This is a genomic window from Eubacterium album (genome assembly GCF_025336545.1).
Lineage (GTDB): Bacteria > Bacillota > Clostridia > Lachnospirales > Lachnospiraceae > Eubacterium_U > Eubacterium_U album.
Window position 1 is genome coordinate 273235 of sequence record NZ_JAODBU010000006.1, and the last position, 18652, is coordinate 291886.

The 18652-nt window shown below is 39.2% G+C and carries 19 protein-coding genes; 1 reads left to right on the forward strand and 18 read right to left on the reverse strand.

Annotated features, from left to right (window positions below):
- Positions 1–5: 5 nt before the first annotated feature.
- From N5B56_RS07295 to N5B56_RS07330, 8 genes are all read right to left on the reverse strand, one after another.
- On the reverse strand, positions 6–533 hold the full coding sequence (locus N5B56_RS07295) for a DUF5697 family protein (RefSeq protein ID WP_117536971.1): 528 nt from the start codon (positions 531–533) through the stop codon (positions 6–8).
- A 328-nt stretch (positions 534–861) separates the two neighbouring features.
- Positions 862–1710, reverse strand: a complete 849-nt coding sequence (locus tag N5B56_RS07300; RefSeq protein WP_117470887.1) for a MerR family transcriptional regulator — start codon at positions 1708–1710, stop codon at positions 862–864.
- A gap of 132 nt (positions 1711–1842) precedes the next feature.
- Positions 1843–2373 carry a hypothetical protein gene (locus N5B56_RS07305; RefSeq protein ID WP_005333547.1) on the reverse strand — a complete coding sequence of 177 codons (531 nt, stop codon included), beginning with the start codon at positions 2371–2373 and terminating at the stop codon, positions 1843–1845.
- 2 nt (positions 2374–2375) lie between these two features.
- Positions 2376–3551, reverse strand: coding sequence for a MarR family transcriptional regulator (locus N5B56_RS07310; protein WP_226850870.1), 1176 nt, complete (start codon positions 3549–3551; stop codon positions 2376–2378).
- A gap of 301 nt (positions 3552–3852) precedes the next feature.
- Positions 3853–5082, reverse strand: a complete 1230-nt coding sequence (locus tag N5B56_RS07315) for a site-specific integrase (protein WP_428979592.1) — start codon at positions 5080–5082, stop codon at positions 3853–3855.
- Positions 5079–5273 (reverse strand): DUF3173 domain-containing protein, encoded by a 195-nt coding sequence (locus N5B56_RS07320; RefSeq protein WP_009265203.1) that lies wholly within the window; start codon positions 5271–5273, stop codon positions 5079–5081. The genes N5B56_RS07315 and N5B56_RS07320 overlap by 4 nt, the downstream gene beginning before the upstream one ends.
- Before the next feature lie 494 nt (positions 5274–5767).
- A complete protein-coding gene (locus N5B56_RS07325; protein ID WP_005423216.1) occupies positions 5768–6007 on the reverse strand; it encodes a helix-turn-helix domain-containing protein in 240 nt (79 codons plus the stop codon).
- Entirely contained in the window at positions 5997–6428 is a 432-nt protein-coding gene (locus tag N5B56_RS07330) for an RNA polymerase sigma factor (RefSeq protein WP_044925118.1), read from the reverse strand. The genes N5B56_RS07325 and N5B56_RS07330 overlap by 11 nt, the downstream gene beginning before the upstream one ends.
- 498 nt (positions 6429–6926) lie before the next feature.
- Here N5B56_RS07330 and N5B56_RS07335 point away from each other — a divergent pair, with 498 nt between their 5' ends.
- Positions 6927–7286 carry a helix-turn-helix transcriptional regulator gene (locus tag N5B56_RS07335; protein ID WP_005342894.1) on the forward strand — a complete coding sequence of 120 codons (360 nt, stop codon included), beginning with the start codon at positions 6927–6929 and terminating at the stop codon, positions 7284–7286.
- Between the two features lie 231 nt (positions 7287–7517).
- Here N5B56_RS07335 and N5B56_RS07340 read toward each other — a convergent pair whose 3' ends face one another.
- The 10 genes from N5B56_RS07340 to N5B56_RS07385 all read right to left on the reverse strand — a co-directional run bounded on the left by N5B56_RS07340 (position 7518) and on the right by N5B56_RS07385 (position 18634).
- Complete coding sequence (locus N5B56_RS07340; protein WP_035403270.1) at positions 7518–8417, reverse strand: sensor histidine kinase; 900 nt, start codon at positions 8415–8417, stop codon at positions 7518–7520.
- A gap of 9 nt (positions 8418–8426) precedes the next feature.
- Entirely contained in the window at positions 8427–9164 is a 738-nt protein-coding gene (locus N5B56_RS07345) for an ABC transporter permease (RefSeq protein ID WP_035403273.1), read from the reverse strand.
- A 15-nt stretch (positions 9165–9179) separates the two neighbouring features.
- A complete protein-coding gene (locus N5B56_RS07350; protein WP_106493214.1) occupies positions 9180–9875 on the reverse strand; it encodes an ABC transporter permease in 696 nt (231 codons plus the stop codon).
- Entirely contained in the window at positions 9853–10791 is a 939-nt protein-coding gene (locus tag N5B56_RS07355; RefSeq protein ID WP_035403278.1) for an ABC transporter ATP-binding protein, read from the reverse strand. Before N5B56_RS07355 ends, N5B56_RS07350 begins: the two co-directional genes overlap by 23 nt.
- Positions 10792–10892: 101 nt before the next feature.
- Positions 10893–11579 carry a response regulator transcription factor gene (locus tag N5B56_RS07360; protein WP_005342931.1) on the reverse strand — a complete coding sequence of 229 codons (687 nt, stop codon included), beginning with the start codon at positions 11577–11579 and terminating at the stop codon, positions 10893–10895.
- 169 nt (positions 11580–11748) lie between these two features.
- The gene (locus tag N5B56_RS07365) at positions 11749–12651 is read right to left on the reverse strand and encodes a conjugal transfer protein (protein ID WP_260978649.1); all 903 of its coding nucleotides are present in this window, start codon (positions 12649–12651) and stop codon (positions 11749–11751) included.
- Positions 12652–12665: 14 nt separating this feature from the next.
- Positions 12666–13673 (reverse strand): bifunctional lytic transglycosylase/C40 family peptidase, encoded by a 1008-nt coding sequence (locus tag N5B56_RS07370; protein WP_118093456.1) that lies wholly within the window; start codon positions 13671–13673, stop codon positions 12666–12668.
- Entirely contained in the window at positions 13670–15808 is a 2139-nt protein-coding gene (locus tag N5B56_RS07375; protein ID WP_260978650.1) for a CD3337/EF1877 family mobilome membrane protein, read from the reverse strand. The genes N5B56_RS07370 and N5B56_RS07375 overlap by 4 nt, the downstream gene beginning before the upstream one ends.
- The gene (gene tcpF, locus N5B56_RS07380; protein WP_260978651.1) at positions 15805–18258 is read right to left on the reverse strand and encodes a conjugal transfer ATPase TcpF; all 2454 of its coding nucleotides are present in this window, start codon (positions 18256–18258) and stop codon (positions 15805–15807) included. The genes N5B56_RS07375 and tcpF overlap by 4 nt, the downstream gene beginning before the upstream one ends.
- Entirely contained in the window at positions 18245–18634 is a 390-nt protein-coding gene (locus tag N5B56_RS07385) for a conjugal transfer protein (RefSeq protein WP_005611098.1), read from the reverse strand. Before N5B56_RS07385 ends, tcpF begins: the two co-directional genes overlap by 14 nt.
- Between the last annotated feature and the right edge of the window lie 18 nt (positions 18635–18652).

Consider the following 18652-nt stretch of genomic DNA (forward strand, 5'->3'; position numbering starts at 1 on the left):
ATAACCTACTTTCTCATGTAGTAACTGACAGCACCGGATTCATTTACAAGGCAGTAAGCGGCTACATCATCAATGGTGATTTTGGCAGCCTGGCTTTCGGATTCTAAGACAATCAGGCGTTTGGAACCATTTGATGGGATACTTTCCATCACATGATTGATCAGAGCCTCCTGTTCTTCACCGATATAGATGATTTCGTATTGTTCATCTTGCGAAAAGAAATTGAGCTTGATTGGAAATTCGCCACTGGTGTGGTATACAATACCTTTCTTAAAATCCAGCAGTACCCAAAAGCATGTAATTATAGCATAGTCAGGATTCTCAGCAGACTGCTGGCTGTCACAAAGAAGGTCATGCTCTTTATCGTAAATGATGCGCCCTTGTTTGATGAGGCTGGTAACCAATGACTTGATAGACTGCTCATGTCGGGAGAAAAGTTGTAAAACCTGGTCATACTTCAGAGTATGGTAAGTGGTAATGAACCGTAAGAGCTTGGCTCCCTCTCCTTGATAGATTTCGTTCCTTGTTTTCATGATTGACTCCCTTCTATATATAATAGGAAACTTTATACGTATGGCTGTACGTACAGAATACGTTTGGTATTGTAGGTATAGTGTACGTACAAAGTACATAGAACCTGCTGTCAGCGATTGAATTTACAGGTACAAAAAAAGCACCATCTATGGGTGCTGGAAATAAGGAAAACTATAAGCAATACCTATTGTAGCATGGGTAATTTTACGCTTCAATCGCAGAAGCAGGTCATTTCTGTGCCATTTTCACTGGTTGGCATAAAAAAAGCAGGAAACCATTTTGATTCCCTGCATGGTGTATTGTTGTGCTTTTGTGTAGTTCTAATGATTACTTGTCTTTATAAAATGCTTCGAAAGCTTGTGCGAAGAATTCGGCTGTACCATTGCCGTATTTTTCATCTATCATAGGTTTGATTTTTTCATTACGGTAATATTGAGCCTGTGCAACCATCAGACCGTGTTCTTTCTTTATCTGTGAAAGTTGTTTCATAAGAAAACCGTATTCGGAAACAAGTTCTCTTACTTCAGAAGAATCTGGTGAACATACTTTTTTAGCTGCTAATTTGTATAAAAGATTGTCAAATTGTTGGTTGTAACTTTCTGCAGCCTCTTTGCTAATAGGATTGTTGGCAACAGACAGGAATTGCTCTTTTCCTCCATACCACTCAACAACTTTAGCATAGCCTTTCTGCATTTCTTCTGATGAAACTGTTTTAATATAATGCTTTTTCCATTCTTCAATGCTTCCAAACTCTTTTACAGCAAGTTCTTTCATATTGTCAGGCATATGTTCAAACATAGTTTGGAACATTTCTTCAACTTCCGTTTTACTAAAAATCGCAAAATCCATTTTATTCTCTCCTTTCAGGATATCATCAATGCTGGCAATCAGATGTTCCATACGTTCTTTCTTTGCTACCAACATTTTTCTCTGCATTTGCAAGATCTGGTTCCTTTCAAGAGCAGGATTCTCCAGAACAGCTTTGATTTCTTTCAAAGGAATGTCAAACTCACGGAAAAACAGAATCTGCTGTAATATTTCCAATGCCCTATCGTCATAAAGCCGGTATCCCGCATCACTTTTTTGTGTTGGTTTTAAAAGCCCGATTTCATCGTAATAGTGAAGCGTGCGAACGCTGATACCTGTAAGTCCTGATATTTCTTTGACTGTCCTCATAGTTGCTGACCTCCTGTTCCTGATAAGATAACTGTACGCTATGACGTTCCGTGAGAGTCAATATATATTTTGCATTTTTTAGTATAACATTTTTATGATATTACGAAAAGCCGAGAAGATAGGCGATATGTATTACTCTGGAAAGAACTTGTTGAGCGTATCCAATGTCTCTTTTGCAGTAAATCCCCAAAGGATGGTACTGAGTGCTTCAATCGCAGCCCTGCGTTTCCGGTAATAGGTGCGGTAGGAAATATTGGTGATGTGGTGAGCCAGCTTATCCAATATCTCATCTGTATTTTTCATTTCCTGTGGAGAGAGAAAAGCGTAGTAGAGAATCCAGTAATACTGTTCCCCATGCTTGTGATTGTTCCGGAGGAGATCGATGGATGATTCCAAAAGCTTCAGCATCTGGTTGCTTCTGGCAATACTTTTTGCCCGTTGTTCGATGTCGCTTCCGGTAAGATCAGCCCCGGCAGCATAGATGGAGTCCAGAAATTTGTCGATGTCATTGTCGTATTGGAGCTTAAACTGGTGCTCCATCTGGTGTACGACTACCTTCAGGCTGTAGGTTGCATCCCGGTATCTGCGTAAAAACTGATAGGTGTCGTGAAAACGTGGATCTTCTTCGGGTGAAGGAAATCCCTGTGTATTGCGGTTTGCCATGTCTATTCCCCCCCTTTCAGTGCAGAAGGCTCTGCCACGGCAGGCATCTTTTGGGCAGACTCATCCCCCGGACTTACGGATAACTCAAACCGATAAGCGGCATTTCCGTAGGGACAGATAATATTTAGAGTAAATGTATTAAATATATCTTTGCAGGCTGATAATGGAGATAATATATAGCGGGTTTTGGAGCAGTGGCAACATGGAATCCCTTGTGAATCCAATAGTTCTGCGACTTTTTGCACGATAAATTTCATGTGTGAATCTGGAACGCAGGAATCATTTTTTGTAACGGTGATTTGTGAGTCTGTGACAGTTTCTGAAACGCTAACAGAAGCAGAATCCTCAATAGTGATTTCTTCAGGTACATGGATTGGTAATTGCATCTTCATAGCGATCTCCTCCTTGTCAATCATAACGTCGCTGATATTAAACATCACGGACAGGTAATTGTTGAGATAAATTACGCTTCCGTGTTTTCCTGTAAATGAGATAAGTGTAATGTATTCTTTTTCCTCCAGTTTCTTCAAGAGTCGTGATACCGATGCCTTTGACAGACTCCACCTTTCACCCAGTTCATTAAAGCTGGTAAGGGGATTTCCGGTATTATCCCGGTAATAGACAATGGGACCGGAATCAGATCCCAGGACAGAGGAATCGTTGTAAACTGCATGAATCCACAGATCCAGAATAACATCCATTTCCGAGCATTTTCCAATGCCAATTAGTTCGTGAACTTTGGCAATCGGGAAAAAGAAAAACCCTGTATCTTTTTTACAGGGATAGTTGTATTCCAATACGGTATTGTCTTTGGGCCAGTCTGATATTTTGAATTTGACCAGGCGCTTTTTGCCGAGAAGAGAGTAGGTAATGTAATTCTGCTCTTCAAAAAATCGAAGGATGGACAACGCTTGATGTTGGAAACGGCAGCGAAACCATTCCTGAAGATCTGTGACTGTGCAGATCCACTCTCCTGGACCAATGGTATAGGTAATGTGTTCCATCCGGCGGTAGGATGTGCGGTAATTTGCATAGGAGCATAATACCAGATAATAAAAAAGAAAAGAGCCCCCGGTAGTTCGGATGCTCTTGGTAGTGATTAAAGTTTGTATGAAGTCACGGTAAATGCGACAGCGTGGAAATTCCACGATTTGTTTGAGTTCTAATTTGTAATTCATGGTGATCTTCCTTTCAAAGTATATTTAATTGTAATCGGACTTTTCATAGTGTTGGTATCAAGAAGAAGCCGATGGAAGTATAGCAAGTAGTCGTTTCACTCATTGCATTTTTATTGCATTTTTAAAATTTAGATTATGTGGCTATGTTGCTCTTAACTGGTTAAAAAGCCTTTAAAATCGTCTATATGCGTTAATACTCCGTACTGTCAATCTGGAGTTTGAATAGTTGGAGCTAAGCTGTAAAGCCTTTGTTTACAAGGGTTTTACAGCTTTTCCTTTATAGGATTGCATTTTCATTGCATTATTTTTCTTCAACTGTTCTGTGATAGATTGCTGTATGTTGATTGCTGGTATAATTAGCAATGCTTTCAGTAGCAGATTGTACTTGTAATATTCCAGTCAGTTTTTTAGCAACTTCAAGATTCGTATTTGGATACAGATGACCATAAGTGCCGAGTGTTGTCTGTATTTTTTCATGTCCTAAACGTTCCTTAATAAGTAAAGGATTTTCGCCCATGCTGATAAGCAATGAAGCGTGTGAATGTCGCAAGGCATGAATTTTAATACGATGAACACCTGCTAAATTTGACAACTTTTCCAAAGCTCTGGGAAACGTTGTTTTACTGGTTGGAGTTCCGTTATAACTTAGTACAAGTGGACAATCGGGAAGAACCTGTTGCTGAACACTTTGCCAAGCCTTTAGCTCATTGAGTGTATCTGAATCAATATAAATAGTACGGATACTTGCCTGTGTTTTCGGCTCAACGAATTTATAGTCCGTCATTGTTCGGTAATATAATGTTTTGGTAATGCTAAGCAAGCCTGTTTCAAAATCTATGTCTGACCAATGTAATGCTGACGCTTCGCCAATTCGCATACCCGTCATAAATAATAACCAGAACGACATAAACAGATAATGTTCATAATAGTCTTTCTTACAGAGTAAGGAAATAACCTTTTGAAATTCTTCTAATGTCCAGAAATCAACTTTGGTTTTCTTGCTTTTGATATTGCCTATCATACGAGAGGGATTTTTCTTCGCAATTCCAAGAACAATAGCTCTGTCGAATGCGATAGAAAGCATTCCCTGTACGATACGAATGTAATTAGGGCTAAAATCTTTTGCAAGTTTCAACTGCCAGTTTTGAACATGGATAGGTTCGATTTCGTCTGTTTCCATTTTGTAGAAATAGGAAAAATGTTTCTTGATGGTAGTAGCACGATTAAGATAAGTGCTTTCTTTTACCTGTGTTTTATACCATGGCAGGTAGGTTTCTTCTATAAATTGCTGAAAAGAAACGCCATCTTTTTTTGTTGTTAATTCTTCGGTAGAAGCTAACACCAGTTTTGAATATTCTTCCTTTGCTTCTTTTTTCGTTCTGAATCCACTTCGGTATTTCTGTATCTGTTTTCCGGTAATGGGATTGTAGCCTAAATTAGCTCTGAAATAATAAGTTCCGTTATCTGCTTTCTTAATAGGGTCTTTTGCCATGATTTCACTCCTTACATGATATGCAAGAAGTACAATCAATCGTTTGTGTCTGATAATGTAATCCCTAATAATTCTTCCACGGCTTCTTTGGGTACTCTGTCCAATTTACGGGATTGGTAATAAGTATGCCCTTTTTCAATCATAAGTTTTTTTGCTTTTCTTATGATGTCTGCCGAGAAAGAAGTCCCATAACCTAGTGCTATGAGGTCTTTTTTTGTTACGGTAATCATAATCCTCCTTTCCATAGACCAGATAAGGAAATCTCAATATCTTGTCTATCAGTATATCAAATGATGAGCAAAAAAGCTCTATTAAGATGATTTTTTCTTGCAAAATCGTTGTTAGATAGTTTTACAAGCAATCAGACGGCTTCGGCAAGCTCCGCTGGTATCTCAACCATTCCCATTCCTGTGGGCTGAACCGTGTCATACGGGTGTATCATTATCCTGTGTTGCAGGTCATGGCAGAACGACTTTTCCAACGGTCGCTCCCAGATCATTGCATGAATCGCTATCTCCCGATTGGAAAAGTCACGGCGTACAACCTCTGATGGCTCACTGCAAGCACAAACGTATCTGACTGCTTTATTCACTTGTCAAAGAACTGTTAGGCTCTTGTCAGCCTGTATCAATTCATTTTTGCAAATGGACTGATACAGAATGATAAGAAAAAGCGGAACAGGAAAGAGGGGAGTTTGTTAAATTATGCTCCGCTCAAATATTACTTAATGTTCGTCTATTTCAAATTCACATATCATTTTCAAAAGGGCTTCTCTGATACGTCCCTTTAATTCCATATCAACCACAATGTATACGTTGCCGTATTCATCGTAAAATGGGCGTAAACAGCATTTTGATATGTAGGCTTCATAGAACAGCAACAGCTTTTCTATGGCGTTTTCGTTACCGTCCACGGCTGATGATATGAGAAAAAATGATGGAAGTGTGTGTTGCTTATTCTTCATTTGTTTTCTTCTCCTTTAACTGCTTTCTGATTTCTTCAAGTGAATTTCTTCTGTGCCTGTATGATGTGCTTCGGTTGATGTTCAGCTTTTCGCCTATCTCCGAATCACTCATATCCAAGAAGAAAAACATCAATACAATGTTTCGGCTCTGCTCCGGCAACTGTTTCAGTGCTTCTGCAAGTTCTTCATCAAGTACACGGATTTCTGTACCGCACACATCGAACGTTGTATATTCACTTTCGTAATCGTCCCATACAATCAATTTCTCAACAACAATCTCTGGAAGCTCACAAAAGGATACTTCCTTTGCCTGTCGTCTGGCTAATTCCTTGCGGTAGTTACGGACAATGCCTTTCACAACCTTTTTGAGCTTACAGTCAAACTGACACTGTATTGTCTTTTGGAAGTCTGATGGTTTCAAAATCACACCCCCTTTCGCTATGAAGTGAAAAGTATGTATCCCTCTTTCCGCACCATATCTGTACGGCAGGGTGTGATTTGTTGCAGGATTGAAAAAGTTTTTTGTAAATATGAAAACAGCCTATTTGCATCAATAACAAATAGACTGTTTTTAAAACATCTGATATATGAGTTTTTAATTCATGTTCAAGGACTGATGATGTACTAAGAAAAAAACGGAATAAATTCGGTTGTTGGTATAGACTGCCTGTTTTACTTAGAATCACAAATTGCTCCTTGACCAGAGCAATCCTGTGAAAATAGAAAAAGGACAGCTCTGGTTATACCAAAACCGTCCCTATATTTTTGGACATTATAAAAGAGATTACCCACAGAACGGTTTTTTTTTATTTACCGAACTAGGTAATACTTTATTTGAATTTATAGTGCATATAATATGAGTTTTTAATACATTCTAATCGCACAACATGAAGTATAAACTCATGCTAGGTGATTAAAAATGAGAAAAAAGAAAGATACACACAGCTTTGATTTTCGTCCTTTAGGACTGGCAATCAGAGAAGCCAGAGAGAAAGCAGGGCTTTCCAGAAATGATTTAGGCGATAAAGTCTTTTACGGAGAACGTCATATCGCAGATATTGAAAATATCGGAAAACACCCTAGCTTTCAGTTATTCCATGATTTAGTTACAATGTTCAATATATCTGTTGACGAGTATTTCTATCCAGCGAAGAATGTTGAGAAAAACACAGCCCGCCGTCAGATAGATTCGTCACTTGATTTATTGAGTGATAATGAATTAAAAATCATTCAAGGTACGATTGACGGTATCTTGAACAGCAGAGAGAATAAGAAGTGATTTGCTTCTTGTTTTCTCTGTTTTCCTATACAGATTCTTCAACATTTATTTGTTGATCTGCTCCGCAGGCAACAAATAAGAGCCGACTATCCTTATTTCTTTATCGTAAATTTACTTGTTACACAGTAATGAAAAAAGCCAATAGTTTGTAACTGAACTTTACAAACTATTGACTTTACATTTTGATGTCCACTCTTCAATGAATTATCATACGAATATATCTTCAATACTTTATAATTCAAGAGTAATAATAAGGCTATTGGCATGTACTTTTGCAACAATATTTCCGCCAAGAATGGCAACAAGTGTTTTTACTACCGCAAGTCCCAATCCTGTACTTCCATTATGTCTTGATTTATCGCCTGTATAAAAACGGTCAAAAAGTCGATTGCAATCAATTTCTGAACTGTCACTCATTGGATTTTCAATGGTAAATATAATATTATTATTTTCTTTCTCCATAAGTGTTATTTTTATCGTTCCAACAGAATACTTAATTGCATTTGTCAACAGATTTTGTAAAATTCGTTCTACCATATTTTTATCAGAATATACGTATATTGAATAATCTGGGAGATTTATTTCGGGTAAAATATTCTCCTTTTCTAATGCAACGGCATTTTCCGTAATTAAATTTATTAACATATTAGATATATTAAACTTTTCTTTTTCTGGAACTGTCTGCTGTTCCTCCAAAATAGAAAGGTCATAGAATGTTTCTACCAATTCTTTCATTTTTTCGGCTTTGCTAAAAATCACTTTTACACGCTGTGCTTGACTGGATTCCAAATTTTCTTTTTGCAATAATTGTAAATGACCAAGAATGACTGTAAGAGGTGTACGCAAATCATGTGATATATTAGCAACAGATTCTTTTAAATACTCTTCATTGCGTAATACGCCTGCAACAGCCTGTCGTTGTCTGATATTATATTGATTCAATATACCAGCCAGTCTTTCTAAATCTTTATCAATCAACGAAATGTCTAACATCTGCTGTGAATTTCCAGAATTCAATTCATTAACTTGATCCGCAAGATTACGGATTTGTTTTTTTAATTGAATATATCGAAATAGCAGTATTACTAAAAATATTGTTATGATAATTAAAATCCATTCTATGTTAGACATTTTCTCCACCTATTTAAAATCACATTTACAAAATTTTATCCACGAAAGCAATACCAATATACCAGACCATATACATCCTACTAAAATAGCTATCGGTTGAAAAAAGGTTTTCATGCTGACAACGATTCTGATTTGATAAGTAGGTAAAAAACCGACTGGTAATCTCAACATCATTCCATAGCCAAGATATAAGCTAAGACCAAAAATAATAATTGCTGTAACCGAAGTTGCTTTTACAGCATCCTGTAAATAGCAACAAATAAGTATTGCAATTAGAAATATCGCACTATTAAGCAGACAAGAATAAATGATTGCTTTTATAATATTGTAAAAAAACATTCCCACGTCTGCAACACCAAAGCGTCCAAATTCCCTTATGCACCCTGAAACTGGATAGACAAGAGCCATAAGATTAAAAGCAATTAAATACGATATTATTTTACTTGTAAAAATTTGTTTTCTGGAATGTCCAGCACTGACCTCTAAGTTTATTGTTCTCTTAGAAAATTCCTGTCCTAAAATCAATGCAAGTATAGCCGACATGATGATAAGAAGAAACGTAGAATCATACACCATTCCATTAAAAATATCAGCAAGAGAAGAAACAATTTCTTCTGTCGGTCCCATGACCTCTGTAACATAAGTATCTGCTGTAAAAAATCCTAAAATAAATATTCCAATCATACCACACCAGTAAATAGAATTATGTAACAACTGATATTTTTCCAGTTTTAATAATTTATCCATAAAAAACACCTCCGGTTATTTCAAGTCTGTATGTAAAAAAGCACTACCTGCAATGAAATATAAAATAAAATTCCATAAAAAATCTACAAACAAGCAAAAGTTTGTCGAATAGACCTTTTGCAATGAAATTAACCTAAGTTGTCCCATTGGTATTATTCTGCTGATTATTTGTGCAGATTCACTGTTCAGTAAAAAAATCATAACAAAAAATAAAACCATTGAAACTGTCAGTGTTTTCCCCATATCACGAAAAATAAAAGCAAAAAACATCGGTAATGCACACAGTGTTATCATGGCAAACAGAGTTAGTAAAACCATAGTATATGTGCTATCATTCCAAAAAAGTTTTTCTCCAATATAAAATTGACTAATAATTCCATGTACAAATAATGGAAATACCAGAATGATAATACAACCTATTTGAGATACAATTAACTTTACTCTAAATATAGAACTTCTTTTATGTCCGGCAGTAATATAAGTATTTAAAGTTCTTCCACTAAAATCACTTCCAATGAACAATGCTATAAACACTATAATCAAAAAATAGAGTAACGGAATATTGTATAATGATGCCATAATTAAGTTTGAAGAGCATTCTTTACTATCTAACAGCAATATGCTACTTAAAAGGAGATTGAATATTCCAATTCCCCAAAAATACCAACTGTGAAACAACTTATATAACTCAGTTTTTAGGAGATTTGACATCTTTTGTTCCTCCTATTTTGCTCAAAAAATAGTCCTCCAAAGTATCGCCAGATACAGAAAGTCCTGTTACAAGAATGTGCGATTCTGCCAAAGCAGACGCAACTGTCTCTAAATCATTCAAATAATCATACAAACGAATTATGCCATCTGGCATTAGTTTAAAGTTATCTGTATGAAGATTCTCTTCCAAAACCAGAACCGTTTTCTGAACATCTGTTGTTTTAATAGCTATATGTCGTTTACACCGTTCATTTAATTCATAATCAGAAATCTCTTCTATAATTTTTCCATGGTCAATCAGAATAAATTCTGATGCTGTTTGATACAATTCTTCTAAGATATGGCTTGAAACCAAAATGGTCATACCATATTCTTTATTCAAAATTTTCAATAAATTTCTGATTTCTACAATTCCAGCAGGGTCAAGACCATTGATAGGCTCGTCTAAAATCAATAGTTCTGGTGTATTTAAAAGTGCAATCGCTATCCCCAATCGTTGACGCATACCTAATGAAAAATTGCGGACACTCTTTTTACCTGTATCTTGCAATCCAACCATATCTAATGTCCTTTTAATAACTGATTTATCTGGTATGCCTCGTTGAATACGCTGTACTTCCATATTTTGATAGGCAGTCATTGACGGGAATAGAGCAGGCGTTTCAATCATACTTCCAATTCGTTTACGCTGTTTCTGCAATTCTTCTGTTCCAGAATTTCCCCATAAAGAAAGTGTACCACTTGTTGGAAACGCAAGCCCTGTGACTAATCTTAAAAAAGTAGTCTTACCTGCTCCGTTTTGACCAATAAATCCATAAATTTTTCCTTTTTTTATTTGTAAATTTATGTGGTCTAATGCTAATGTTTGTTTATATTCTTTGGTTAAAGACTTTGCTTCTAAAATAATTGAACTCATATCCCAAACCTCCTTTACTTAAACCAGTATAACGGGCAATTTTAAAGAATTTCTTAAATCGTAATGAGAAAAGTTAAAAAAATAATAAAGCTAAGGAACGTTTAATCCTTAGCTTTATGTAGGCGGTAGCCAATGCCCCAAACAGTATCAATAAATTCTGTATCAGAGCATATCGCTTTTAATTTATTGCGTAAATTACTGATATGAACATTAAGTGTATTATCCTCAGCAATATATTCCGTATCCCAAACACTTTGAAAAAGATTCGATTTTGAAAATACTTTATCTGGATATTTCATCAACAATTCTAAAATGCCAAATTCTTTAGCGGTTAAGGATAATTCTATTCCATTCAAAAATGCTGTATTTTTCTCTAGGTCTAAAGTCAGATTGTTATATTGCAAACATTCTGTCTGGCTATTTTGAAATTGTACTCTTCGCAGATTACTTTCAATTCTGGCAAGCACTTCTTCCATATCAAAAGGTTTTGTGATATAATCGTCTGCTCCCAGACGAAGCAAGTCGATTTTATTTTGTGTAGTTTCTTTCGCTGAAATAATAATAACAGGTATCGTAAATTTCTTGCGTACATCAGATAAAATAATATCACCACTCCGATAAGGAAGCATAATATCAAGTATAATCAAATCAATTTTTTCTTTATTCAAAAAATCCAGAACATGAAGTCCATCATATTGGCAATGCACAGCATATCCTTTTTCTTTTAGGAAATCAGCCAATAACGCATTTATTTCTAAATCATCTTCAATAATCAATATTTTATTCATTAGCCTACCTCATTCCTGCAATGCTACTTTCCCATTATACATTTAAGGTTGTATTTCCTCAATACCATTGCAACCAATTATATGAGAGGGATTCTTATTTTGTCAATCTAATTGTAAGCAGAATAGTATAGATTGGATAAACAATTACCATACTATTCTGCTGTAACATTTATTCTACAATCTTCCAGTTATCGTCCTTATGAAGCACAAGGTCATACTGTGAGATTTGCGTCATTTTCGACTTGTTATCCAGATATTTTACGGACACGCTAACTTTGAGATTATCGCCATCTTTGGTAAAGACAGGGTTTACCAGTTCCGAAAATACATAGTCGCCGGATACAGGAGCAAGCACTCCGTCTTTGACATAATAGGCAAGTTCCTTTTCCGTAGCTGTCGGGTAGAGCTTAAAGAATGTTTCCAAGAAAGCGGTAGCGTCCTTGACTGTGTCGGAACTGACACTAACATCGGCTTCCTGTGCTTTCGGTTCATACTTTGATTTCTGCACTGCCGGAGCAAGGGTAGGATTCTGGGTAATGACCATTGCACCGTCCTTATCCACATGAACGGTCACTGTGTAGTTTTCTGTGACTGCCTGTGTCTGTTCTCCCTCTTTTACCTGCTGATCTACTTCGTAGGCAACGGTAAAATCGTCCGTTCCAGACTGTTCTACATTCCAGACCAGCACATTTGTAACCGTAACACTGGTTGGTATGTCCGTTCTGATGGTATCAGCGTTCAAGTCCTGTAATTCTTTGGTAAGGTATTTACTGATTTCCGTTGTTCTTGCTTCAATGGCTTCCTTGCTGGTATCCCATGAGTAGTAGGCTTTCGCAAAGTTCTTGACGAAATTTTCAATACCGTTGGTATCGTTCAATCTTAGCTGAATGATTTCTTTTTCATGTACCGTGTGGGTGTCAATGGCGGTAAAGTTCTTATACACACCAAAGCTGGTGCTTGCTAAAAGCACCACCCACAACAGCAGGACAGATTTCTTATGTGTCCCGACTTTCATGGTACGCACTTTCTTATTCTTAGGTGCTTTCTCTGTTTTTTCTTTCTTCTTAAACATATTTCAAGTCCTTTCTATTGTTTGATTCTTCCGGCACAAATGATGTGCTGTTGCCAGTAGGCAGAAGTCAAATCGGTATAGCCGATTGGATTTCCGGCATGATACATCTGATTGTTACCCACATAGATTCCTACATGGGTAACATAGTCACTGGTGTTGTAGGTGGAATGGAAAAAGACCAAATCGCCAGCCTGTGCCTGTGACAATGGGATATGCTGGGTTGCGTCATACTGTGCCTGTGCGGTTCGTGGCAGGCTGATTCCTGCTTTTCCGTAGCACCACTGGGTAAGACCAGAACAGTCAAAAGAGGTGTTCGGGTTACTGCCACCATAGACATATTTCCAGCCTTGATACTTCAACGCTTCATTCATAACCGCCTGTACCGTTTCATTACTGAACTGCTTCACGGTCAGATATTGGTTGACCAGCTCCACATAGAACATATTTCCGTAGTTGTAACGCCAGCCACCATTTTTACTGACCGCTATCGGGTTCGTATAGGTCACTTTTGTACCGCCGGATTTATTCTTTGCGAAATTCTCTGCAAGATTGAAGCTGTGCTTTTTCCCGTTCTTCGCCACATAGTCTGCATAGCCACCACCATAGTTATAAGACTGAATGACCACGTTAATGTCATTCATGCCTTTTGCTTTACAGGAAGAAAGCAGGGACGCAAAATATTTACACCCCTGCTTAATGGATTCTTCTGTACTTAGTGAGTTTGGCGGTAGTCCCAGACTTTCGCTGGACTGCATGACATCGGTAGCCGTACCGCCACTTTCTACCTGTATGATGGCAAGCAGGACGTTCACATACTCCGTGATACCGCTTTCTCTGGCGTATTTTTCTACCATCGGCTGATGTTTGAGGACATCGGCTGACAGGTTCATGCCAGAGTAGACAGTTGAATAACTGTTGGAACTGTCGTCATCTTCGCCGGAAATCAGTATCCCGAAAAAGAGGACGATGGAGAAAAGGACAGGAAATATCGTACCTATGATAAGGATACGCTTTAATCTCATTTCTTCCGTCCTTTCTCTGAATGTTTCGTAACAGTTTTACGGGCAGATTTTCCATTGACCTGTGTTTTCTGTACCGTAGATTCCTTATGATTACTGCTGGATTCCGCTACGTTTGGCTGATTCGCTCTGGCAACAGCTTTGACCTGCTGTTCCTGTCTGATATTGGTTCGGACAGTTTCTTTTCCAGCCTTAACTTCTGCATTTTTTATCACAGGAGAAGTAGCAGGATGTTTCATATCCGGCGTTTTGACCGTATCGGTCTGTGCAGGTTTTGGAACAGGTGTGGCAACAGGGCGTTCATGGCTTCTGGTAGCTCCGGCTGTCGCTGATCCATTCGCATGAACTGTCTGTTTTGCTTCCTGTGCTTTCTGCAATTCCTGTTTTTTCTGTGAGATATTTTCCCTGTGCAGATTGCGTTTCTGTGTACGCTGTTCCTGTCGGTTTTCCCGTTCTTCCACAACGCCACGCTTAAAGTCTGATACATTATCCTTTGCTTTCTGTTTTGCAGAGTGGACAGCATAACCAGCCTGTGTCGGCAAGTCTTTCACATTTTCTTTCAGAGAGGAAGCACTGTCACGGACTTTATTTTTCGTATCCATCACAGCACCTACCGCAGAACCGACACGGCTTCCCATGCTGGCAGAGGTATTTTCCCGTTTCTTTGGCGGTTGGTTCGTTGCTGGCTTTCCGGCTCTGGCAACACTTGCACCAGCCACCGCACCTGCAACACTTCCAGCACCGACAGCCCTTGCAATCCTGTGTTCCATACGTCTTGCCCTGTGTCGCATGAACACCATCGGTCTACGGAAAATCCGGCGACCTATCTGCTGGCTGTCATTGGCATTCAGACTGAACATACTCATTAGTTCTCCGAGCTTCATGTAGATTCCGGCAAAACAGATTATCTGCAAAAATGCCACCATGAAGAACGGGTAGTCCGTGGAGATGTTGTAGAACATACTGGAAATCGAAAATGCCACGGTCACAATCAGTGTGATTCCGGCTCTTGTCATAATGGCATTGAACACACGGACAACTGCCTGTTTCGCCATGTTCTCATAAGTCGGTATCATGGACAGTAAAAAGCTGACGGGCAAAAACATGGCATATATGATAAAAAGTATCTGGGAAAATAACATTATGCCGGTAAGCAGGAAGATAAAGATTGTGATACCGAAATTGAAAATGAGCAGGAAGAACACCATGCCAAGACGGTTGACGACCTGTGGAATGGTAAGGTTGTCATTGTTGTTATCCTCAATCTCTGTTTTGACAACATTTTCCCTTGTTTCCCCATCTTCGTCTGATGGGCTGGCAGATACCAGAGCTTCCACACGGTCAGCCCCGATTTCTTCGGTATCACTGTTCCCGAACTGCAATAACAGCCACGGTTTTTCTATCTGTATCGCAAACAGGCTGTCACGGATAAGGTCTACGCTGTCCTTGCCTTTGCTTTGTGAATCGGGGAGCATGATTTTTGTCCCCAAGTCCAGAGAAGCGGTGCTGATGTCCGAACTGAAATCATTGATTTTCTGGATATAATTGGGAGCATAAGCAATAAAGGACGCAGATACAATAAACACCACCACAAAGTTGATAACGGCGTGAAGTGCCTTGCTTGTTTCACGTTTGAGAAGCCCTGTATAGGCGGTGTAAACACCTACAATCAGAATGATAATGAGCAGGAATCCCACATAGAATCCACTGCTGGAAAATCCATGTTCGGTCACTCCGGCAAGTGTCTGGATACTTTTCCCGATACTGTCTGCCATATCATTGATGAAGTCCAGCTTATACGCCTGTTGCACCACATACCCAGTGGCATTGCTAAGATACAGGCTGATTGTCCAGACAAAATTTGTGATACAGTAAAGTCCGTACTGCACTGATTTCCCAATGCCGTCCAGCCAGTTCCACGGAAGCCATGACCAGCTATTGTCCACATAGAAATCAAGCTGATAGTTGGAAAGCGGATACTTTGAATACAGGTTGTCTGCATTGACCGTATCATCGACCAGTCCAGACGCATGAGCTACCGTCCCAAGCAGGGACAGCAGTACCAGTGTGACGGTCACGGAAAGCAGAACCAGTTTCAGTACATGGAATACCTTTTCTTTTGTGACAGATTTCATCATTCCAAATCCACCTCACTTTTTATCGGCGGTCTGGTATCAAAAGCATGGAGCAGTTCTACAAAGACAGGGTGTATCTGTACCACACCGACACGTCCGTATAAATCCTGCATTAAGCATTGTCCGTTCTCCAAATCCCTCAACCGTTTCTGGTTGTTTTCGTCCTCACTGTCCAGACCGAAAAACTCTAAGGTCTGCTTGATTTCATTGGTATCTGTGGAGCGGAACGCAAACTTTAAACCGATGTTATTTTTCAGACTTTCTTTCGATACGTCCCCAGAGGATTGTGTCACGAAATAAACTCCGGCGTTCATGGCTCTACCAGCACGCACCAGCTTATTTGAGAGTGTTTCTCCCTGTGCCACATTTAAGAACGCCCATGCTTCGTCCAAGTCCACAATTTTAAAAATGCTTCGGTCACTGTGAATGAAATCAAGGGCAAAGGTACTGATAACAATTAAGATGGATACCGACAATAGCTCAATGGTCGTGTATTCCTCAAAGGTGGTATCCTTATCCGGCAGAACCAAATCTGCAACCTGTATGATGTTGAGCTGGTTATCCAGACTGATTGCATTTTCCACCGAACCGTCCGAGAACAGGAGCTGTGCAAAATCATAGTCAGTAAAACTTTCGATATGGTCTGCAATGTTACGGGATACGGCGGTATCCTCTTTCCGCAGTTCCTCAATGACCTGCAACAGTCCGTGGTTCTGATTCTGGGATACCGTACGGACAGCTTTTCTAAGGACAGGAAACTTTTCGCCATCACGACTGCTGATACCTGTAAGGAACGTCAGAATATCAATGGCAAGACTTTCAGCGTCCTTGACATCTTTCATAATCACATACGGGTCTAACAGTCCTTGATTGCTGGAATCACTGGTAATGTTTACAATGTTGATTTCTTCTGCAATCTCCGGCAGTGTTGCTTTCCAGTTTCCACGCTCACTTTTCGGGTCTAGGATAACTGCCTGTCCACCGAACAGGACGGAATAATACACCAGCAGGTTATTACAGAATGATTTTCCACCACCAAGCGAACCGACAAAAGCAGAAGCCAACGCATTTGTGACCGTACCTTTTACCCCTTGACTGGCAAGGGACGGTTGTAGGTAGACATTTCTTCCCGTATCCACGGAATATCCGATATAGATTCCTGTATTTTCTCCCAACATCTGGGTAGCACCGAAACCAAGTCCGGCTAAAAAATCGGATTTCACATACTGGATATAATCATTGATATAACGCTTGCTGGCTGGAAGAAATTCTCCATGCAGTCCCAGCATATCTCCGGCAGGACGAACCAGCTTTACATTCAAATCATCGTAAAAATCCTTAACCTCATCACAACGGCGTTTCAGCTCGTCAAGATTGGGTGCAGACACCCGTATGACGTAACTTAGCTTGTACATACTTTCCTTGCTCTGGTCTAAATCTGTTTCCAGTTCATCGACACTGTCTAAGGCTTCCACCACATTTGAACTTGTTTCATTTCCGGCTTGATAGGCGTGATTGTCCAAGTCCTTTAATTCCTTTTTCTTGTTACGGACAGTGGTTAAGGCTTTCTTATTTCCGACAATCTCAACATTCATGGACGTATCCACAGGGAATGTGAACTGCTGTTGCTGGAAGTAGAAGATTTCCGATGATGGGAAGTCCAATTCTCCGACAATGGCATTGACCGTAAAGTAGGATACATAGCTTTCACTGTCCTCATGTTCCAGACGCAAATATCGCTGGCTTTCTTCTACCACACAACGAGTAGGACGGATAAGGTCATAATACTTAATCAGTGTTTCCCTTTTTAATTTTCTTTTTGGCAGAGGATATACATAATCTTCATAGGCTATCCCGTCCCTGCCGTAGAGGTGTTCCATCAGATACGCAAAGTCTTTGGCTTCCAGTCGGCGGATTTTGAACCTACGGGAGATTTTATTTTCCAATAACTTCTCCATCTTCACATAACGGTTGATTTCATCATTGCTCATGGAAACAAAGTCATTCATCAGCGTGTGTCTTACCTCATTCAAAAACTCACGGAATGTCAGAAATACCGATTTTTTGATGTTCTTCAGATTGACTTCGTCCTCTGTGACCATGAGCTTGAATCCCAGAAAGAAACGGTAATCTACTTGATTGTCGCCTATCATGGATACAAGGGCTTCGGTCTGGTCGTCTATTTTCTGATAGGCGATTTCCTTTAATTTTCCCATTACCAGCTTTTTAGACTGTTCCTGTATGCTTCGGATTGAACTTTCAGTTGCAATCTGCAACGCATGAATCTTTCCCTCACGGGACTGTGCGATAAGCTGACGGAAGCTGTCATGCACAAGGTATTTCTGTTCTGGGGATAAGAATGAATAATTGTACGGTATCAGCTCATAGTAGGCGAACACCTCATTGTCCTTATTCCAGACAAGGTTATTGTCGATATATTTAATCGGGAACATAGGTCACACTCCTTACTGCCGTGATAGTTTCCTCAAATTTCTGCTTATGCAGGTTCACGGCTTTTCCGGCATAAGTCACTTTGGGACGCAGGGCATACAGAACCATCGTCTTGATGTAACTGTATGGCTTTTTCCCGTCAAAGGTTTTCTGTGACATAAACCATGTGAGGGCAACGGGAATCCCGAAATATTTCAAAAACGCACCCTCAATCATGGAAAGTGGCGGTACATCTGCAAACAAAATGATGATAAATTCCGTCAGCACGAACCATGTAATCTGAGTAAAGGTCACGGGGAATGGCAAGTTTACATCATTGATGGCATACAGTACCTTTTCCACGTTCCAGATACTTGTATAACTTCGGATTTTCTTCACTTGTAGTAACTCCTTTCT

Bases quoted from the DNA above. Each gene is read 5' to 3' on its own strand.
- N5B56_RS07295 (WP_117536971.1), bottom strand. From the start codon at position 533: ATGAAAACAAGGAACGAAATCTATCAAGGAGAGGGAGCCAAGCTCTTA.
- N5B56_RS07300 (WP_117470887.1), bottom strand. From the start codon at position 1,710: ATGAGGACAGTCAAAGAAATATCAGGACTTACAGGTATCAGCGTTCGC.
- N5B56_RS07305 (WP_005333547.1), bottom strand. From the start codon at position 2,373: ATGGCAAACCGCAATACACAGGGATTTCCTTCACCCGAAGAAGATCCA.
- N5B56_RS07310 (WP_226850870.1), bottom strand. From the start codon at position 3,551: ATGAATTACAAATTAGAACTCAAACAAATCGTGGAATTTCCACGCTGT.
- N5B56_RS07320 (WP_009265203.1), bottom strand. From the start codon at position 5,273: ATGATTACCGTAACAAAAAAAGACCTCATAGCACTAGGTTATGGGACT.
- N5B56_RS07325 (WP_005423216.1), bottom strand. From the start codon at position 6,007: ATGAAGAATAAGCAACACACACTTCCATCATTTTTTCTCATATCATCA.
- N5B56_RS07335 (WP_005342894.1), top strand. From the start codon at position 6,927: ATGAGAAAAAAGAAAGATACACACAGCTTTGATTTTCGTCCTTTAGGA.
- N5B56_RS07340 (WP_035403270.1), bottom strand. From the start codon at position 8,417: ATGTCTAACATAGAATGGATTTTAATTATCATAACAATATTTTTAGTA.
- N5B56_RS07345 (WP_035403273.1), bottom strand. From the start codon at position 9,164: ATGGATAAATTATTAAAACTGGAAAAATATCAGTTGTTACATAATTCT.
- N5B56_RS07350 (WP_106493214.1), bottom strand. From the start codon at position 9,875: ATGTCAAATCTCCTAAAAACTGAGTTATATAAGTTGTTTCACAGTTGG.
- N5B56_RS07355 (WP_035403278.1), bottom strand. From the start codon at position 10,791: ATGAGTTCAATTATTTTAGAAGCAAAGTCTTTAACCAAAGAATATAAA.
- N5B56_RS07360 (WP_005342931.1), bottom strand. From the start codon at position 11,579: ATGAATAAAATATTGATTATTGAAGATGATTTAGAAATAAATGCGTTA.
- N5B56_RS07365 (WP_260978649.1), bottom strand. From the start codon at position 12,651: ATGTTTAAGAAGAAAGAAAAAACAGAGAAAGCACCTAAGAATAAGAAA.
- N5B56_RS07370 (WP_118093456.1), bottom strand. From the start codon at position 13,673: ATGAGATTAAAGCGTATCCTTATCATAGGTACGATATTTCCTGTCCTT.
- N5B56_RS07375 (WP_260978650.1), bottom strand. From the start codon at position 15,808: ATGATGAAATCTGTCACAAAAGAAAAGGTATTCCATGTACTGAAACTG.
- tcpF (WP_260978651.1), bottom strand. From the start codon at position 18,258: ATGTTCCCGATTAAATATATCGACAATAACCTTGTCTGGAATAAGGAC.